The sequence below is a fragment of the Aurantimonas sp. genome (assembly GCF_964217435.1).
Lineage (GTDB): Bacteria > Pseudomonadota > Alphaproteobacteria > Rhizobiales > Rhizobiaceae > Aurantimonas > Aurantimonas coralicida.
In genome coordinates this window covers 1-16,308 of sequence record NZ_CAXPJM010000044.1, presented here as the reverse complement: position 1 = coordinate 16,308, position 16,308 = coordinate 1, and the positions used below count along the sequence as shown (strand labels likewise).

The window sequence follows — 16,308 nt, the reverse complement described above, 5'->3', positions numbered from 1 at the left end:
GCCGACGGCCCGTCGCACCTTGGTCTCGACCTCGGCAGCGCGGGCACCGGATCGGGATGGCTTACGGTCCTTGAAGAGCATGCCATTCGCTCCTGACGACGGGATCGTCTTCCCTATCAAGCGCGGCGGGCCGGCGCTGCAAGGCGTCTTCGGGGGACAGCCGGGCGAGGGCCCAGATCGCCATGGCCCGCACGAGGGGCGCCGCGTCCGCGAGATGCTCCCTCACGGCCCCGAGCAGCGCCGCATCGCCGGAATTGCCGGCCGCGATCAGACAGTTGGAGACGAACTTGTCGCGTCCGATCCGCTTGATCGGCGAACCGGAGAACAGGGCGCGGAAGGCGGTATCATCCAAGGCGAGGAGATCGGCGAGTTTCGGCGCGTTCAGATCGTCGCGGGCGATCAGCTTCGCCTCGCTGGCTTTGCCGGCAAACTTGTTCCAGGGGCAGACGGCGAGACAATCGTCGCAGCCATAGATGCGGTTGCCCATCGCGGCCCGGAACTCTTGCGGCACCGGCTTGCGGGTCTCGATCGTCAGGTAGGAGATGCACCGCCGCGCATCGAGCTTGTAGGGCTCGGGAAAGGCGTCGGTCGGGCAGACGTCCTGGCAGGCCCGGCAGGAACCGCAGAGATCGCGGCCCGGCGCATCGGGTGTCATCTCCAGCGTGGTGAAGATCGAGCCGAGGAACAGCCAGGAGCCGTGCTCGCGGGAGACCAGATTGGTGTGCTTGCCCTGCCAGCCGAGCCCGGCCATCTCGCCCAGCGGCTTTTCCATCACCGGTGCGGTGTCGACGAAGACCTTGGCGTCGTGCTCGCCGAGCCCGGACTGGCGGGCTTTTGCGACCATGCGGCCGGCGAGTTCCTTGAGCCGGCCCTTGATGACGTCGTGATAGTCGCGGTGGCGGGCATAGACCGAGATCGCGCCGCGATCCGGACGCTCCAGGATCGCCAGCGGATCGTCCTGCGGGCCGTAATTCATGCCGAGAACGACGATCGAGCGCACCTCGGGCCACAGCGCCCGGGCGGAACGGCGACGCTCCGCGGTCTCAGGCATCCAGCCCATCGTGCCGTAGCGGCCCTTGGCGATGAATTCGTCGAGGCGGGGGCCGGCCGCGACATCGCCGGTGCCCGGCGCGATGCCGACCGCCGAAAAGCCCAGCCGGCCGGCGTCCTTGCGGATGAAGTCGGTCAGTGTCTCGCGCGCGGTCATGGTGCCGATATAGGCGGTTCGTCGGTCCGGCGCACGCCCCCGGGGGCCGCGTTGCGGCTCAGAAGTCGAGCTGGACGTAGTGATGCACCGGCGGCAGGCCGCGCACACGCTCGGTCAGGAGTGGGCGGAAGGACGGGCGCGACTTGATCCGCATGTACCAGTCCTTGGCCGCCGGCTCCTTCTCCCACGGGATCTCGCCGAGATAGTCGAGGATCGAGAGTTCGGCCGCAGCCGCCAGATCGGCATAGGACAGCCGCGGGCCGGCCAGCCAGTCGCGACTTTCGGCCAGCCAGCCGAGATAGCGGAGATGATGCTTCAGATTGGCCCGTGCCGCCCGGATCGCCGAGGCGTCCGGCGGTCCGCCACCGGCATCGGCGCTCATTTCCAGCTTGAACACCCGTTCGCGGACGAGATAGCGCGTGACCTCGCTGTCGAGCTTGCCCAGGAACCACTCGGTCAGCCGCCGCACCTCGGCCCGCTCCAGCGGCTTTTCCGGCAGGAGCCGCTTGTCGCGCTGGAAGACGCCGCGGGTCTCGTCGAGATATTCGCCCGCCACCGTCGCGCCGACGATCGCCGGGCCGTCATCCTCGAGCATCACCGGCAGGGTCGCGGCCGGATTCAGCGCCAGGAAGTCGCGGCGCTTCTCCCACGGACGCTCCTCCAGATATTCGGCGCGCTCGCCATATTCCCCGAGGACGAGCCGCACGAAACGCGAGGCGGCGGACATCGGATGATGGTGTAGCTTCAGCATGCGGTTGGATCGGGTGCTCTTCGGATGGATCACCCGCGCGCGGGCTGCCCCTGTTTGAAATGATCGACGGCGCGCCCGAAAGGACGTCCCTGCGCGTCATGATGGCAGACACTCGTCAATGGACCGTCAACGGGTCTGCCTTTGCTTTGAGCGACATAGCCGGAATCGCACCGGCGGCAAGCGGGGCGGGCTGCGCCGCGAACGGGCGCACTCGCCACACTGGCCGAGGATTCCGGCCATCCGATGGCCGTCCCCGTTTCCCTTCGCCGGCAGATCGGGTAGACGCCGCGCTGGAACGGGGCAGGGGATTGTCATGGATTTCGCAGCAGTCGGCGACGCCGTCATTCTGGGCATCACCGAGGGACTGACGGAGTTCCTTCCGGTCTCCTCCACCGGGCACATCCTGCTGCTGGGCCATTTTCTCGGCTTCCAGTCCACCGCCCGCAGCTTCGAGGTGCTGATCCAGCTCGGCGCGATCCTCGCCATCCTGATCCTGTATTTCGGCCGGCTCTGGCGGATCTTCGTCACCCTGCCGACCGACCCCCGCAGCCGCCGCTTCACCGCCGGCATCCTGCTCGCCTTCCTGCCGGCGGCCTTCGTCGGCGTTCTGGCGCACGACTTCATCAAGACCATCCTGTTCGAAACGCCGATGGTGATCTGCGTCGCGCTGATCGTCGGCGGCATCCTGCTCCTGGTCATCGACCGCATGCCGCGGATCGTGCGCTACGACGACGTCATGGACTATCCGCTGTCGCTCTGCCTGAAGATCGGCATCTTCCAGTGCCTGGCCCTGATCCCGGGCACGTCGCGCTCCGGCGCCACCATCGCCGGCTCGCTCCTGATGGGCACCGACAAGCGCTCGGCGGCCGAGTTCTCCTTCTTCCTGGCCATGCCAACCATGCTCGGCGCCTTCACCTACGACCTGATGAAGAATCGCGACCTTCTGTCGGTCGACGATGCCGGGCTGATCGTCATCGGCTTCGTCATGGCCTTCGTTTCGGCGCTCTTCGTCGTCCGCTTTCTGCTCGATTTCGTCTCGCGGCACGGCTTCGCCGTCTTCGCCTGGTGGCGCATCGGCGTCGGCCTCGTCGGCATGGTCTTGCTGCTGGCCCTGCCGGCCGAGGATGGCGGCGAGGCCGTGACGCCCGTGCCGGCCTCCGTCTCGCAGCCGCTCGCCACCGACGGTGGGACGCCGCCCGCGCGCTAGCCTAGGCCGTCGAAGTCTGGCTCACAGCAGCCCGGTCAGGCCGCGGCGCAGGAGGTCGAGCGAGATCACGACGAGGATCGCCGTCAGCACGAAGCGGAACAGCCGCTCGTCGATGCGCTTCAGCAGCGCCGTTCCGGCCAGCGTGCCGGCAAAGCCCGTGACGATCATCGCCGCGATCAGCGGCGCATAGGCGGCGAGCCCGACGCCGAGGGCGAAGAAGGCGAGGCTCTTGAACAGATGCTGCAGGAAGGTCGTCGCCGCCAGCGTCGCAACCAGTTCCGTGCGGTCGTCGAAGGCCTTGGCGAAGAACGCCGCGTTGATCGGCGCGGTGGCCCCGACGAACATCGACAGGAACGTCGTGGCGAGACCCGCGAAGGCGAAGCCCGGCGGCCCGATCCTGCCGATCGCCGGCAGCTTCGCCAGGGCAAGGATCAGGATGAAGGCGCCGAGCGTCGTCTGCAGCACCGCTTCCGGCAGGGTGACGACGAAGCGCGCGCCGATCAGCGCGCCCAGCGCCGCGCCGGCCAGAAACGGCAGCAACGCGCGCCAGGACACGGCCCGCCGCTGCACCAGCACCCGCCCGAGATTGGAGGCGAGCTGCACCAGGCCATGGACGGGAATCAGCACCGCCACCGGCAGCACCGTGCTCATGATGGCAAGGAGCGACAGCCCGCCGCCGATGCCGAAGGCGGCGGTGGCGGCCGAGGTGAAGAAGCTCGCCACGACCAAGAGCAGCGCGGTGCCGGCCGCAAGGCCCGGCGGAAGCAGCATCGCGTCCAAGCCGGTCAGCCGGTCACGGCCATGTCGGGCTCACCGATCGCCGTGGCTCAGACCGCCTCGTCGTCGGGCATCCGCACGCCGCCGGCCTGGGGCTGCGGGTGGGTGAACTGCCCATGCTTGCGGAAGCGGACGAGATAGGTCGGCAGGATCGCGTCGACGGTGCGCGGCCGGATGCCGAAGGCCTCCAGCGTGCGGCCGTCCTCGATGGCGTCCTGCGACACGACATTGTCGGTCTGCAGCTGGGTGACCTGGTCGGGCGTCAGCGGCGCGCCGGGCAGGAAGCGCATCAGCTTGGCCATCGAGGCGGCGGCGCCGAACGGGATGGTGACGAAGTTGCGCTTGCGCTCGATGATGCGCAGCATCTCCTCCATCATCTGGCGGAAGGTCAGCACCTCGGGCCCGCCGAGCTCGTAGACCCGTCCGCCGGGAACCTTGCCGTCCACCGTGTCGGCGATCGCCTCGGCGACATCGCCCACATAGACCGGCTGGAACCGGGTCTTGCCGCCGCCGATCAACGGCAGGAACGGCGAGAACCGCGCCATGTCGGCGAAGCGGTTGAAGAACTGGTCCTCGGCGCCGAAGACGATCGACGGACGCATGATATAGGCGCCGGGAATAACGTCGAGCACCGCCTTCTCGCCCTCGGCCTTGGTGCGGGCATATTCGGATTCGGAGGTCTCGTCAGCGCCGATGGCCGAGATCTGCGTCATGCCGGCCCCGATCTTCGCGGTCGCCTCCGCCACGGTGCGGGCGCCGAAGGACTGCAGCGCGTCGAAGCTCTGTTGTCCGCTCTGGGCGAGAATGCCGACGAGGTTGACGACATGGTCGGCCCCCTCGACCGCCCGCTCGACGGACCACGGATAGCGCAGATTGGCCTGGATCGGCATGATCTGGCCCATATTGCCGTTGGGCTGCAGGTGATAGGCCAGATCCGGGCGCCGGCAGGCGACGCGAATGCGATGGCCGCGGCGGGCCAGGGCCTGCACCAGGTAGCGGCCGACAAAGCCCGAACCGCCGAACACCACCACCGTCTTGTTCGTGTCGACACTCATCGTACTCAAGCTCCTGCCTTGCCTGTGGCCCGTCGGCCCGGTTCCCGTCCGGGCGGGGCCGGATGATTCGCGCCGCCCGGCGCGGGCCCCGTTCCGCCGCGTCATAGCCCGTCTGCGGCGTCAGGTGAAGGCGGCGCCGCGCCGCGAGCCGGCTGTTTCACGCAGCGTCCGCCGGACCGGGGACGCCGGTCCCGCACAATCGCGCAGATGGCGCATCGCCCCCGGTCCGCAAGCCCGCGGCACAAACCGTCGCAGGGCCCTGCCGCGGCCACGGGGACGCCCGCCGCCCGGCGCCATTGCCCCGCTCCCGCCGCGCGTCCTGGCTTGCCCCGCGACAGCCGGCGGGCGCGTCCGGCATGCGCGTCCCGGTCTCGCAGCACTTAGCGGAACGGTGCGCCATCGCCTGCGAAAACCGCGCTGTCCACGCCGGTCCGCTGCACTGCGACAGAAAATTCGTGCGCCGGCGCCAATCGTCGCAAAACTGCGTTGACAGCGACCCGGCCTCCCTCTAATGCTCCGCGCCGTGCCCAGGTGGCGGAATTGGTAGACGCGCACGGTTCAGGTCCGTGTGCCGCGAGGCGTGGAGGTTCGAGTCCTCTCCTGGGCACCATTTCCCTGTTCGAGACGATCCGAAGTGGTCCGAACAGCAGCCAAAACCCCCGAAAACGTTGAATTGTTAGTCCGGCATCGTCCGGGGCGGGGTGTTGGTATCCGGTGAGTTTGTTGGTAGCTTTGTTGGTATCCGCTCTCGAAAGAGGCGGTGACGGCGACGCGATACCAACAAACGAATGACGGCATGGCCCTGTCCGATCTGCAAATCAAGGCTTTCAGACCTTCCGAGCGGCCCATCAAGCACAGCGACGGCGGCGGGCTTCATTTGTTGGTATCGCCGACCGGCTCGAAGCTTTGGCGCGTCTCCTATCGCTTCGGCGGAAAGCAGAAGCTTCTCTCGCTCGGCCCCTATCCTACGGTCTCGCTGGCGGATGCCCGCGCACGACGCGACGCGGCGAAGTCGCTCCTGAAACGGAATGTCGATCCATCGGAGAAATCAAAACTCGATCGGATCGCGTTGACGGCTTCGCGCGCGACAACCTTCGATGCGGTGGCTGAAGAACTGCTTGCGAAAGCGGAGCGGGAAGGGAAAGCCGCCGCGACGTTGATGAAGAAGCGCTGGCTTCTCGGATTGGTCCGGTCCGACATCGGCGGCCGGCCCGTCACGGATATCAGCGCGGCCGAAATCCTCGTGCCGCTTCGCCGCGTCGAAGCTCAAGGCAATTATGAGACTGCGCGCCGGCTTCGCGCCGTCGTCGGACAGGTATTCCGCTATGCAATCGCAACGGCTCGCGCTGAAAACGATCCGACCTACGGCCTACGCGGCGCTCTCACGGCGCCGACCGTCTCGCATCGCGCGGCCTTCACGGACTGGCAAAGCTTCAACGGGCTGCTTCGAGCGATTGATTCGTATGAGGGCGCGACCGACACGCGCGCGGCGCTGAAGCTTCTCGCCTTGCTCTATCCGCGACCGGGTGAGTTGCGGCTGGCGGAGTGGGGCGAATTCGATCTGGCGAAACGGGTTTGGACGATACCGGCCGCGCGAACGAAGATGCGGCGGGAGCATCGTAAGCCACTCTCCGATGCGGCGGTTGCCCTCCTGGAAAGCGTGAAGACGCGCTCGGGACGCCTCGTCTTCCCTGCCATTCATACGGTGTTGCGTCCGATGAGCGAGAACACGCTGAACGGCGCCCTTCGGCGGATGGGGTTCGGCAAGAACGAAATGACTTCGCACGGCTTTCGCGCCTCCGCCTCTTCGCTTCTGAACGAAAGCGGGCATTGGCATTCGGACGCGATCGAGGCCGAGCTAGGGCATGTAGGCGCTGACGAGGTCCGGCGGGCCTATCACCGTGCCGCCTATTGGGACGAGCGAGTGAGAATGACTGAATGGTGGGCGGAGAGATTGTCGGGCTCTCAATAGCAAGGCGGCGCAAGCTTGCATTGAGACGCGTACCGCGAGCTATGATTGCGAATCATTGTAAGGCTTGGATGCGTGCTAAATGCCTGTTGTCAGACCGCTCTGGGAAAGCGATCCCGTTCAGTACGTGGTGCTTTGGAAGTTTCCCGCTTTAGCCGCGTTCCGAAGTGAAATAACTCGCAAGCACCTGTCTTGGTCACATGAAAAATGGCAGAGTGTTATTGACGAATCCAACAAGTATAGGTGTGCGCTGCAAGCGCTGCCGATCGAGGAGTTTGAAAAGTTACTCAGAAAAGCTCGAAGTGACGAGTCTGAACGGCTCAGAGAATTCGAGAGGCTAGAAGAGGATAATCGGGTCTTCAACAAGCCGTCGGCGGTGGCTGATTATACGCAATGGGCTGCCGCAGCATATTGGACCACCGAAGAAGCGACCGCCCTCTCTCTCGGCAGAGATCCCCGCATCGCGAATTGGAAGGTCGTTCAGCCTTATATCCACATCTCGCCATTCGCGAAGATGTACGCGGCCCGTCGTGACCTAATCGGGCGGGCTGAGGTGATGGGACAACTATATGCGCAGACCATTCCGTCATTTTTCCTCGCTTGGGCGGAACGAATGCAACTGACTGTGCCGGACAAGTTGTTCAGCGCCGTTAGGGCGCTCGGCTTGCAGGTCGGAGACTGGAAATCGCTTTACGAACAAGAGCGAGAGCTTTTGATATCAGTGCGCCTGGAGCTAGAGGCGGAGCGCAAGAAAGAAGTATCTGCGGAAGCGTCGCCGATGGTGCCCGCCCCGAAGAACTTTGCATTGAGGGAGCGCGATAGCTTGCTGAAGTTGGTCATTGGGATGGCCGTAAAGGGCTACAGCTACGATCCGACTTCCACCCGAAGCCCGATCGCGAAAGAGATTGCGAGCGATCTGGCATTGATCGGGCTTTCGATGGATGAGGACACTGTTCGAAAATACCTGAAGGAATCGGCGAGCCTGCTCGCGTCATACCCGGCCGAATAGCTGGCATAACCGAATTCGGTTTCGCCTTAACCGAATTCGGCCAACGCCTCGATCGGCTCTCCTAAGCCCATCTCGTCCTGATAACGACGAGGTGACACGATGGCACATTCCGACGACCTTCCCCGCACCGGCTTTCTGCGCCTGCGATCCATTCTCGCGCCGGCCGGCCCTATTCCCGTTTCCAAGTCTACTTGGTGGGCAGGCGTGCGCGATGGGCGCTTTCCCAAACCGACGAAGCTGGGAAGCCGGATCACCGTCTGGCGGGTGGAAGATATCCGCGAATTGATCAACAAGGGAGCGCTCTAGAAGTGGCCCGGCGCCTGAACGGCAGGGCAATCAAGAAGCATCGCACCTATACCGTCGATGAGGCGGCTCGGGTCCTGACGGTAGCGAAGGGCACGGTGCGCCGGTGGCTTAAGATCGGCTTGCCCGCCCTCACAGATCAGCGGCCCGCGCTGATCTTGGGATGCGACCTGATCGACTTCCTCGCCGATCGAAGGCCTGAACGGCGGACGTGTCGCCTTCACCAAGGCTTCTGTTTCTCATGTCGCGAGCCCCGCGATCCGGCATTCGGCGAAGTCGAGGTCAGGCCGAAGACTCATGCAACGGTGATGATGCGGGCGCTTTGCGAGACCTGCGCGACCGTCATGCATAAACCAGTTTCTGGCGCCCGAATCCCTGAACTCTGCCGGTTGGTCACGGTGTCCTTCGTGCAAGCGGAAGAACGCATAGGCGAGAGCCATTACCCCTGTCCGAATGATGACATGGAAACGACGAGGTGAGCCCGTGCGAAAACATCATCCCAAAAACGAGCGGATCAAACGCGCTTACGCCATCTATCTCGAAGAGGCGCAGCGCATGGCGACGAAAAGTGTCGATCGCGCCTTGGCGGCAATCGCGTGCTTCGAGGCGTCGACAGGCTGGCGGGACTTCGCCCGGTTCCACATCGAACAGGCGCGCAAGTACAAGAGGCAGCTCGAAGAGGATCTGAATCCGAAAACTGGCCGGCCGATCGCCAAGGCAACGAGCTATGCGCAGCTCAAGGCGGTGGGTCGCTTCATTCACTGGCTCGCGGGACAGCCGGGTTACAAATCGAAAATTCGCTACTCTGATGCGGACTATTTTAACCCGTCTGCGAACGACGCGCGAATCGCGACGGCCAGCCGTGAACAGCGGGCGCCGAGCCTGGAACAGGTGCGCCACGTGATTGCATCGATGCCGGCCGGATTGGACATTGAAATGCGCGATCGGGCGCTGATCGCCTTTATACTCCTGACAGGGGCTAGAGACGACGCTGTGGCGTCCTTATCCTTAAAGCATGTCGACATGGATCGGCGGCTTCTCGATCAGGATGCGCGTTCGGTCCGCACAAAGAACCGCAAGACATTTCCGACCTGGTTCTTTCCAGTCGGCGACGATATCGAAGCGATCGTGCGGGACTGGAAGAGCTACCTCGAAGAAGCGCTCTTGTTCGGTCCCGACGATCCGCTGTTTCCCAAGACGAAGGTCGGACTGAATGACGGACAATTCGCGCCGGCCGGCCTCGAAAGAGCGCATTGGTCGAACGCCGATCCGATCCGCCGAATTTTTCGCGAAAGCTTCGAAGGTGCCGACCTTCCCTATTTCAATCCCCACAGCCTTCGGAAAACGTTGACGCGCCTGGGTATGACCGCCTGCAATGGCGATTTAGAAGCGTTCAAGGCGTGGTCGCAGAATTTCGGCCATAAGGATGTCCTGACGACCCTTACGAGCTATGGCGTCGTGTCCCGTGATCGGCAGGAAGAGATCATGGCCGCGCTGCGAACATCCGGCCGCAGGAGAGCGCCCAATGATGCAGGAAAAGATCCAATCATAGAAGAAATGCGCCGGCTTCTCGAAAGGCACGCATCCCCAACAAACGGATAAGTCGCGATTGCCAAGCGGCCGGTGGATCGGTCACATGCGCGCTATTGGACGCATGATGTTGGACAAGGCAATTCGATGACCGAGCTGAATTTCAAGGGCAAGGAGTTTGTCTACAACCACCATCTGTCCGTACCGTTTCGTCCCCTCGTTCCGCACGCTGAAAAGGGCGTTGGTCCGGTCGCACTCGACGGCAATCTGATCGTACAGGGCGACAACCTACACGCTCTTAAGGCGCTCTTGCCGCTCTACGCGAGCAAGGTCGATTGCGTTTACATAGATCCCCCATACAACACCGGAAACAAGGAGTGGGCCTATCGAGACGATGTCAACGCTCCGATGATTCATGAGTGGTTCAACACTAACCCCATATCGCTGGACGACGGTCTGCGGCATGACAAATGGTGCGCCATGATGTGGCCGCGTTTGAAATTGCTTGATGAACTGCTCTCACCAGAGGGCCTCATTTTTATATCAATTAATTCAGTTGAGTTAAGTCGCCTAAAAGGCATGTGCGACGAGGTATTTGGTGATGATCGCTATATCGGTGAATTTATCTGGAAATCAAGAAATAATAAAGACAATAGAAACGAGGATGGCCTATCGAACGACCATGAATATGTACTAATCTATGGGAGTGCCTTGGACGGAGAGTTGCGTTCCGCTTCCGACTATTCAAATACCGATGGCGATAAGCGTGGACCTTGGGCCAGCGCAAATATGGTGGGGCTAGCCACCAAGGAAAAGCGCCCAAATTTGCATTATGACCTGATCGACCCAGATTCCGCAAAGAACTACGGCTGTCCCAAAAAGGGATGGAGGTTTGAGCCCGGGACTATGGCTCGCCTTATCAATGAGCGCAGGATAATTTGGCCTGAGAAAGATGGCGGTCGGCCGCGTCGTAAAGCGTTCTTGTCAGAATTGGACGCGCGAACAAATGTATCGTCTATGATAAACGGAAATTTCTATACGAATAATGGCACTAAAACCTTCGGTGAAATAATGCCAGACGCCGAATTTCCGTTTCCAAAGCCGATCCAGCTTTTACAATTTATTTTTTCTTGTTTCGAGAGGAAGGACATTTTGGTTTTGGATTCCTTTGCGGGATCTGGTTCAACGGCTCATGCGGTCGTGGCTGCCAATAAGCGCGACGGCGGAAATCGCCATTTCATCTTGGTCGAAATGGAAGACTATGCAGACTCGCTGACTGCAGAGAGGGTCCGTCGTGTCATTGCTGGCTACAAGTATAAAGGAAGGCAAGTGACCGAGTTGCTCAGGCAAAAAATCACTTGGACCCGCCTTCAAAAAGCAGATAAAGTTTTGGCGTCCGTTGATGCGGTCGAGACCATCCACGGCCACGAATACGATCGCATCAGGAAAGTAATAAAAGAAGGTGAACTGATCGTCACTGGCGAGAAGGCGGTCGCGGAGCGCGCCGAAGGGCTCGGCGGTACGTTTACCTATTGCACACTCGGCGACCCCGTCGACATGGACGCGATTCTGTCGGGCGAAAGCCTGCCCTCCTACGACGCATTGGCATCCGTTTTGTTCAACACCGCGACGAGTCAGGCCTTCGATCCGGCCAAGTTGGACGAGTCCAAGAGCTATATCGGCGAAGCAGCCGGCCGGCATGTCTGGCTACTCTACAGACCAGACCTCGAATGGCTGAAGTCGCCGGACGCGGCGCTGACCTTGGCGCGCGCCCAAACCATTGCCGAGAGCGACAAGCAAACCAATCACCTCGTCTTCGCGCCGGCCCGTTATGTTAGTCAGAAGATGCTGGCGGACGAGAATCTGAACGTTGAATTTGCGCCGCTTCCCTTCGCGCTCTATCGCGTCGAACGTACCTGACGATGCTGCGCCAACTCGACTATCAGGACCGCGTCCTTAAGCTTCTGGATACCTATCTCGACACCTTGAAAGCGAAGAAAGCGGAAGCCGACGAAATCGCCACCATCGCCGCCGGCAAGCCGCACCTGAAATTCATGGTGCCAGACTTTGCCAAAGAGGCATGGGACGCAATGGCGGCGACCGGAGCGTTGCCGGCTTCCCGCGCGGCGATCCCATTTTCGCCGCGCGAAGATGAATGCGGCCGGCCGGTGCCGAATACGGTTCTGAAGGTGCCAACCGGCGGCGGCAAAACGTGGCTGGCGATCCAGTCGCTCTCGCACATCATGGGGCGATATCTCGGCACAAACACGGGCTTCGTGCTGTGGATCGTGCCAAACGAGGCGATCTATTCCCAAACGCTGAAGCATTTGAAGGACCGCCAGCATTTTTATCGCCGCGCGCTCGATCAGGCGGCGGCCGGTCGCGTTCTTATCCTCGAAAAAGGCGATCGGCTGAATGCGCGAGACGTCGAAGGCAATCTTTGCGTCATGCTGTTGATGCTGCAATCGGCGACGCGGCGGAAGCAGGAACAGCTTAAAATGTTTGGGGAACGCGGCGACATCCAGGGTTTCTTTCCGGCCGAAGGCGATCAGGCGGCACACAAGGCGGAAATCGAGGCGACGCCCAATCTCGACGCTTATAACGACATATTTCCGATGGTGAAGGATTCGCTCGGCAACGCGCTGCGCAAGATCAGGCCGATCGTGGTTCTAGACGAAGGCCACAAGGCCATTTCCGACCTCGCCTTCAAAACCCTTTATGGCTTCAATCCGGCTTACGTGCTCGAATTGACGGCCACCCCCCTCGACATTCATCCGCGCGGCGGCGCCAACCCGCGCGAAGGGCGGTATGCCAACCTTCTCGTCGAAGTCACCGGCATCGAACTCGATCGCGAAGGCATGATTAAGATGCCGCTCAATCTCGACACGCGGCAAGGGACCGATTGGCGTGGCGCGCTCTCGGCGGCAGTGGATAAGCTCGACGACCTTCAGGCGAAGGCAAACCACCTTCGCGCCGATACGAACCGCTATATCCGGCCAATCATGCTCGTTCAGGTGGAGCGCACCGGGAAGGACCAGCGGGACAGCGGCCATATCCACGCCGACGCAGTCAAGGAATGGCTTCTCGCGCATGGCTTCGACGAGGCCGAAATCGCGATCAAAACGGCCGAAACCAACGATCTGAAGCAGCCCGAGAATCTCGATTTGTTGTCGCCGACGAACCGGGTTCGGGCGATCATCACAAAGCAGGCGCTTCAAGAAGGCTGGGATTGTCCTTTCGCCTACGTGCTTTGCGCGCTGGCGGCGAATTCGAACCTGAACGCCATGACCCAGCTTGTCGGACGCATCCTTCGCCAGCCGGGCCCGCGCAAGGTCGACGTGGAAGGGTTCGAAGATCTGGACGAGTGTCATGTGATCACGCATCGCGCCGCGACGGGCGACGTTGTGGGCGCAATCAAGGACGGGCTCGAAAAGGACGGGCTCGGCGACCTCGTCTTGCGCGTCGCCTCGACCGATCCCAAGGCGAAGGACAAGGGCTCGCGCCGTATCGATCGCCGGCCGGCCTTCGCCACGACGCAAGTTTATCTGCCTCTCGTCCTGAAGGTTGAGGGAAACGCGACGCGCGAACTCGATTACGAAACGGACATCCTTTCGGCGCTCGACTGGCGCGGCTTCGATCCCACCGCTATCGCCAATGGCATTCCTGAGAATGCGCAAGCGGCGGAATCCCAGCTTCAGCGGATCACCGTCACGGACGCCAAGGAACGGCTTCAAAGCGCCCGCGTCGATCAACAAATTCGGGAAGTGAGGGTGTTCGATCCCGCCTACACCGTGCGGCGGATATCGGACATCGTGCCCAATCCCTTCGTCGGTCGCGAGATCGTCGGCAAGCTGATCACTCGCTTGGAAGAGCGCGGGTTCGGCGCCGAGCTGATCGGCAGGCTCTCGATCCTGATCGGCGAAGAGCTGCGGCGCGGGCTGGAGGCGGCGCGATCGGATAAAGCCGAAGTCGTCTTCAAGGACGCGGTGAAAGCTGGCGACATTCAATTCCGCCTTCGCGTCGATGGTCAAAACTGGCAGGTGCCGAACGTCATGGAAACGACGATGGACATTGGTTCTCGTCAGCTACAGCGAAGCGATGGAAGCCCGCTTCAGCTCAGCCTGTTCAGCCCGGTCTATGAGGACGAGCTGAACAAGGACGAGCAAGCCGTTGCGGTCTATCTCGACGAGGCGAAAACACTGAGATGGTGGCATCGCAACGTGGCCTCTCGGCAGTATGGCATTCCCGGCTGGCGACGCGGGCGCGTCTATCCCGACTTCATCTTCGCCTCGCAGCAATCCGGAAAGGGATCGCGCATTGTCGTCCTTGAAACGAAGGGCGATCAGCTCGACAATCTTGATACCGCTTACAAACGGGAACTGTTGAACGTCCTCTCCGGAAACTTCGCCTGGGATACGACGACGGCGGCCGGCACGCTGGCAATGACAACGACGAACGGCGAGACGGTCGAATGCGCTCTTGTTCTTTTGAGCGAATGGCCATCCAAGTTGCCCACGTACTTGTGAGCGACGCGGGGAAAATCGCTCCAAGCCTTCTCGTTTGTTGGTATATTTGTTGGTATCCGGTGCCGTAGCAGTGAACAGGATGCAGCAATTTCAGATAGCTAAGCCTGCAGTGCGGCGCCTCTCCTGGCACCAATTGACTGTTCGAGATGATCCGCAGCGATCCGGACAGTAGCCACACCCCCCCCCCCAAAAAAAAAACAGAAACACATCGCGACAGGATGGCTCCGGCATCGCCGGGCATGCCGTCGCGGCCCTTTGCGACGATGACGACGCGCATGCCGGGCGTCGTCTGCGCGCGACCGTCGCGCTCGGGCCGGGCGTCGATCCGCGGGATCGGCGCAATCGCCTGATATATCTCAAGATAATCTGACCCCGTGTGCAGCCTGCGGAAAGAATGACGCCAGTCATGCGCGGGCCGTATCGGCTATAATCACGCCGCATTTGGCGCGCGGGGTTTACCAATTCTTCACATACTGCTTTCCTTGACGCTCGGGCATATGCCAGGAACCGGAAAGAACGCGGCGGAACTCGAATGTATTTCCTGGGAGCGTTGAGGCGAGGGGACGCAAGATCCGCAGGCCTGGATGTGTGGTTTGGAGTGGATGATGACGACGATGGATAATGGCCTGGGCAGCGGGAGCGAAGCCGCGATGAGCGACGCTGCTGCCAACGGCGCGCCGAGCTTTGCAATCGGCGACGGCATCGTCACCACCGACATCGCGGGCAGTCACGACTATGGCCAGAGCGTGACGGTGCAGGCAGACGGGGGCATCCTCGTCGCCGGCTACACCTTCAACGGGTCGAACAACGACTTCGCGCTGGTGCGCTACAATGCCGATGGCAGCCTGGACACGAGTTTCGGCGGCGGCGACGGCATCGTCACCACCGACATCGCGGGCCGCACCGACCAGGGCTACAGCGTGACGGTGCAGGCGGACGGGGGCGTCCTCGTCGCCGGTTATGGCTGGACGGGGTCGAGCTACGATTTCGCGCTGGTGCGCTACAATGCCGACGGCAGTCTGGACACGAGCTTCGGCGACGGCATCGTCACCACCGACATCGCGGGCGGCGCCGACTATGGTCACAGCGTGACGGTGCAGGCGGACGGGGGCATCCTCGTCGCCGGCCATAGCGGTAGCGACTTCGCGCTCATGCGCTACAATGCCGACGGCAGCCTGGACACGGGCTTCGGCGGCGGCGACGGCATCGTCACCACGGACATTGCGGGTAGCGCTGACCAGGGCCGTAGCATGACGGTGCAGGCGGATGGAGGCATCCTCGTCGCCGGGTATGGCTTAAACGGGGCGAACAACGACATCGCGTTGGTGCGCTACAATGCCGACGGCAGCCTGGACACGAGTTTCGGCGGCGGCGACGGCATCGTCACCATCGACATCGCGGGCAGTCACGACTTTGGCTACAGCGTGACGGTGCAGGCGGACGGGGGCATCCTCGTCGCCGGCCGTGGCTGGACGGGGTCGAGCTACGATTTCGTGCTGGTGCGCTACAATGCCGACGGCAGCCTGGACACGGGCTTCGGCGGTGGCGACGGCATCGTCACCACCGATATCGGGGGCAACACCGATATCGGCTCCACCGTGACGGTGCAGGCGGACGGGGGCATCCTCGTCGCCGGCCGTAGCTATGACGGGACGAGTTACGATTTCGTGCTGGTGCGCTACAATGCCGACGGCAGTCTCGACACGAGCTTCGGCGGCGGTGACGGCATCGTCACCACCGATATCGCCGGCAGCCAAGACAATGGCTACAGCGTGACGGTACAGGCGGACGGCGGCATCCTCGTCGCCGGCGATACCTGGAACGGGTCGAGCTACGACTTCGCGCTGGTGCGCTACAATGCCGACGGCAGTCTCGACACCAGTTTCGATGCCCGTCCGACGCTCGGCGGTACGCTCGCCTATGTCGAGAACGGCGCGGCTTTGGTTCTCGACGACGACGTGGCGATCCGCGACG

The 16,308-nt window shown here is 62.4% G+C and carries 13 protein-coding genes and 1 tRNA gene; 10 read left to right on the top strand and 4 right to left on the bottom strand.

The genetic code is table 11. The features are described 5' to 3' along the window. Positions 1-61: 61 nt before the first annotated feature. Both queG and ACEQX1_RS16695 read right to left on the bottom strand, forming a co-directional pair. Positions 62-1,207, bottom strand: coding sequence for a tRNA epoxyqueuosine(34) reductase QueG (queG, locus tag ACEQX1_RS16700; protein WP_370197137.1), 1,146 nt, complete (start codon positions 1,205-1,207; stop codon positions 62-64). A gap of 58 nt (positions 1,208-1,265) precedes the next feature. Next, a complete protein-coding gene (locus ACEQX1_RS16695) occupies positions 1,266-1,958 on the bottom strand; it encodes a glutathione S-transferase family protein (RefSeq protein WP_009211238.1) in 693 nt (230 codons plus the stop codon). A gap of 313 nt (positions 1,959-2,271) precedes the next feature. Between ACEQX1_RS16695 and ACEQX1_RS16690 the strand changes: the two genes are divergently transcribed. Then, complete coding sequence (locus ACEQX1_RS16690; RefSeq protein ID WP_370195638.1) at positions 2,272-3,165, top strand: undecaprenyl-diphosphate phosphatase; 894 nt, start codon at positions 2,272-2,274, stop codon at positions 3,163-3,165. Between the two features lie 21 nt (positions 3,166-3,186). Here the strand turns inward: ACEQX1_RS16690 and ACEQX1_RS16685 are convergent, their stop codons facing one another. Further along, entirely contained in the window at positions 3,187-3,936 is a 750-nt protein-coding gene (locus ACEQX1_RS16685) for a sulfite exporter TauE/SafE family protein (RefSeq protein ID WP_370195637.1), read from the bottom strand. A gap of 56 nt (positions 3,937-3,992) precedes the next feature. Then, positions 3,993-4,997 carry a complex I NDUFA9 subunit family protein gene (locus tag ACEQX1_RS16680; RefSeq protein ID WP_370195636.1) on the bottom strand — a complete coding sequence of 335 codons (1,005 nt, stop codon included), beginning with the start codon at positions 4,995-4,997 and terminating at the stop codon, positions 3,993-3,995. Positions 4,998-5,522: 525 nt separating this feature from the next. Between ACEQX1_RS16680 and ACEQX1_RS16675 the strand changes: the two genes are divergently transcribed. The 9 genes from ACEQX1_RS16675 to ACEQX1_RS16635 all read left to right on the top strand — a co-directional run. Further along, positions 5,523-5,607: transfer RNA gene (locus ACEQX1_RS16675), tRNA-Leu, on the top strand. Between the two features lie 186 nt (positions 5,608-5,793). Then, on the top strand, positions 5,794-6,969 hold the full coding sequence (locus ACEQX1_RS16670) for a tyrosine-type recombinase/integrase (protein WP_370195635.1): 1,176 nt from the start codon (positions 5,794-5,796) through the stop codon (positions 6,967-6,969). 79 nt (positions 6,970-7,048) lie between these two features. After that, positions 7,049-7,975, top strand: a complete 927-nt coding sequence (locus tag ACEQX1_RS16665; protein WP_370195634.1) for a hypothetical protein — start codon at positions 7,049-7,051, stop codon at positions 7,973-7,975. Positions 7,976-8,074: 99 nt separating this feature from the next. Then, positions 8,075-8,281: a helix-turn-helix transcriptional regulator gene (locus ACEQX1_RS16660; protein WP_370195633.1), complete on the top strand. Its 207-nt coding sequence runs from the start codon at positions 8,075-8,077 to the stop codon at positions 8,279-8,281. A 2-nt stretch (positions 8,282-8,283) separates the two neighbouring features. Beyond that, complete coding sequence (locus tag ACEQX1_RS16655; protein WP_370195632.1) at positions 8,284-8,757, top strand: helix-turn-helix domain-containing protein; 474 nt, start codon at positions 8,284-8,286, stop codon at positions 8,755-8,757. Between the two features lie 4 nt (positions 8,758-8,761). Continuing rightward, on the top strand, positions 8,762-9,880 hold the full coding sequence (locus ACEQX1_RS16650; RefSeq protein WP_370195631.1) for a tyrosine-type recombinase/integrase: 1,119 nt from the start codon (positions 8,762-8,764) through the stop codon (positions 9,878-9,880). A 75-nt stretch (positions 9,881-9,955) separates the two neighbouring features. Beyond that, on the top strand, positions 9,956-11,728 hold the full coding sequence (locus tag ACEQX1_RS16645; protein WP_370195630.1) for a site-specific DNA-methyltransferase: 1,773 nt from the start codon (positions 9,956-9,958) through the stop codon (positions 11,726-11,728). A 2-nt stretch (positions 11,729-11,730) separates the two neighbouring features. Then, positions 11,731-14,334, top strand: coding sequence for a DEAD/DEAH box helicase (locus tag ACEQX1_RS16640; protein WP_370195629.1), 2,604 nt, complete (start codon positions 11,731-11,733; stop codon positions 14,332-14,334). Positions 14,335-14,984: 650 nt separating this feature from the next. Then, positions 14,985-16,308 (top strand): delta-60 repeat domain-containing protein (locus ACEQX1_RS16635; protein ID WP_370197135.1); only part of this gene is annotated, 1,324 nt, incomplete at its 3' end.

Coding starts and splice junctions, on each gene's coding strand:
- ACEQX1_RS16680 (WP_370195636.1), bottom strand. CDS start 4,997: ATGAGTGTCGACACGAACAAGACGGTGGTGGTGTTCGGCGGTTCGGGC.
- ACEQX1_RS16665 (WP_370195634.1), top strand. CDS start 7,049: ATGCCTGTTGTCAGACCGCTCTGGGAAAGCGATCCCGTTCAGTACGTG.
- ACEQX1_RS16690 (WP_370195638.1), top strand. CDS start 2,272: ATGGATTTCGCAGCAGTCGGCGACGCCGTCATTCTGGGCATCACCGAG.
- ACEQX1_RS16645 (WP_370195630.1), top strand. CDS start 9,956: ATGACCGAGCTGAATTTCAAGGGCAAGGAGTTTGTCTACAACCACCAT.
- queG (WP_370197137.1), bottom strand. CDS start 1,207: ATGACCGCGCGCGAGACACTGACCGACTTCATCCGCAAGGACGCCGGC.
- ACEQX1_RS16695 (WP_009211238.1), bottom strand. CDS start 1,958: ATGCTGAAGCTACACCATCATCCGATGTCCGCCGCCTCGCGTTTCGTG.
- ACEQX1_RS16685 (WP_370195637.1), bottom strand. CDS start 3,936: ATGCTGCTTCCGCCGGGCCTTGCGGCCGGCACCGCGCTGCTCTTGGTC.
- ACEQX1_RS16670 (WP_370195635.1), top strand. CDS start 5,794: ATGGCCCTGTCCGATCTGCAAATCAAGGCTTTCAGACCTTCCGAGCGG.
- ACEQX1_RS16660 (WP_370195633.1), top strand. CDS start 8,075: ATGGCACATTCCGACGACCTTCCCCGCACCGGCTTTCTGCGCCTGCGA.
- ACEQX1_RS16640 (WP_370195629.1), top strand. CDS start 11,731: ATGCTGCGCCAACTCGACTATCAGGACCGCGTCCTTAAGCTTCTGGAT.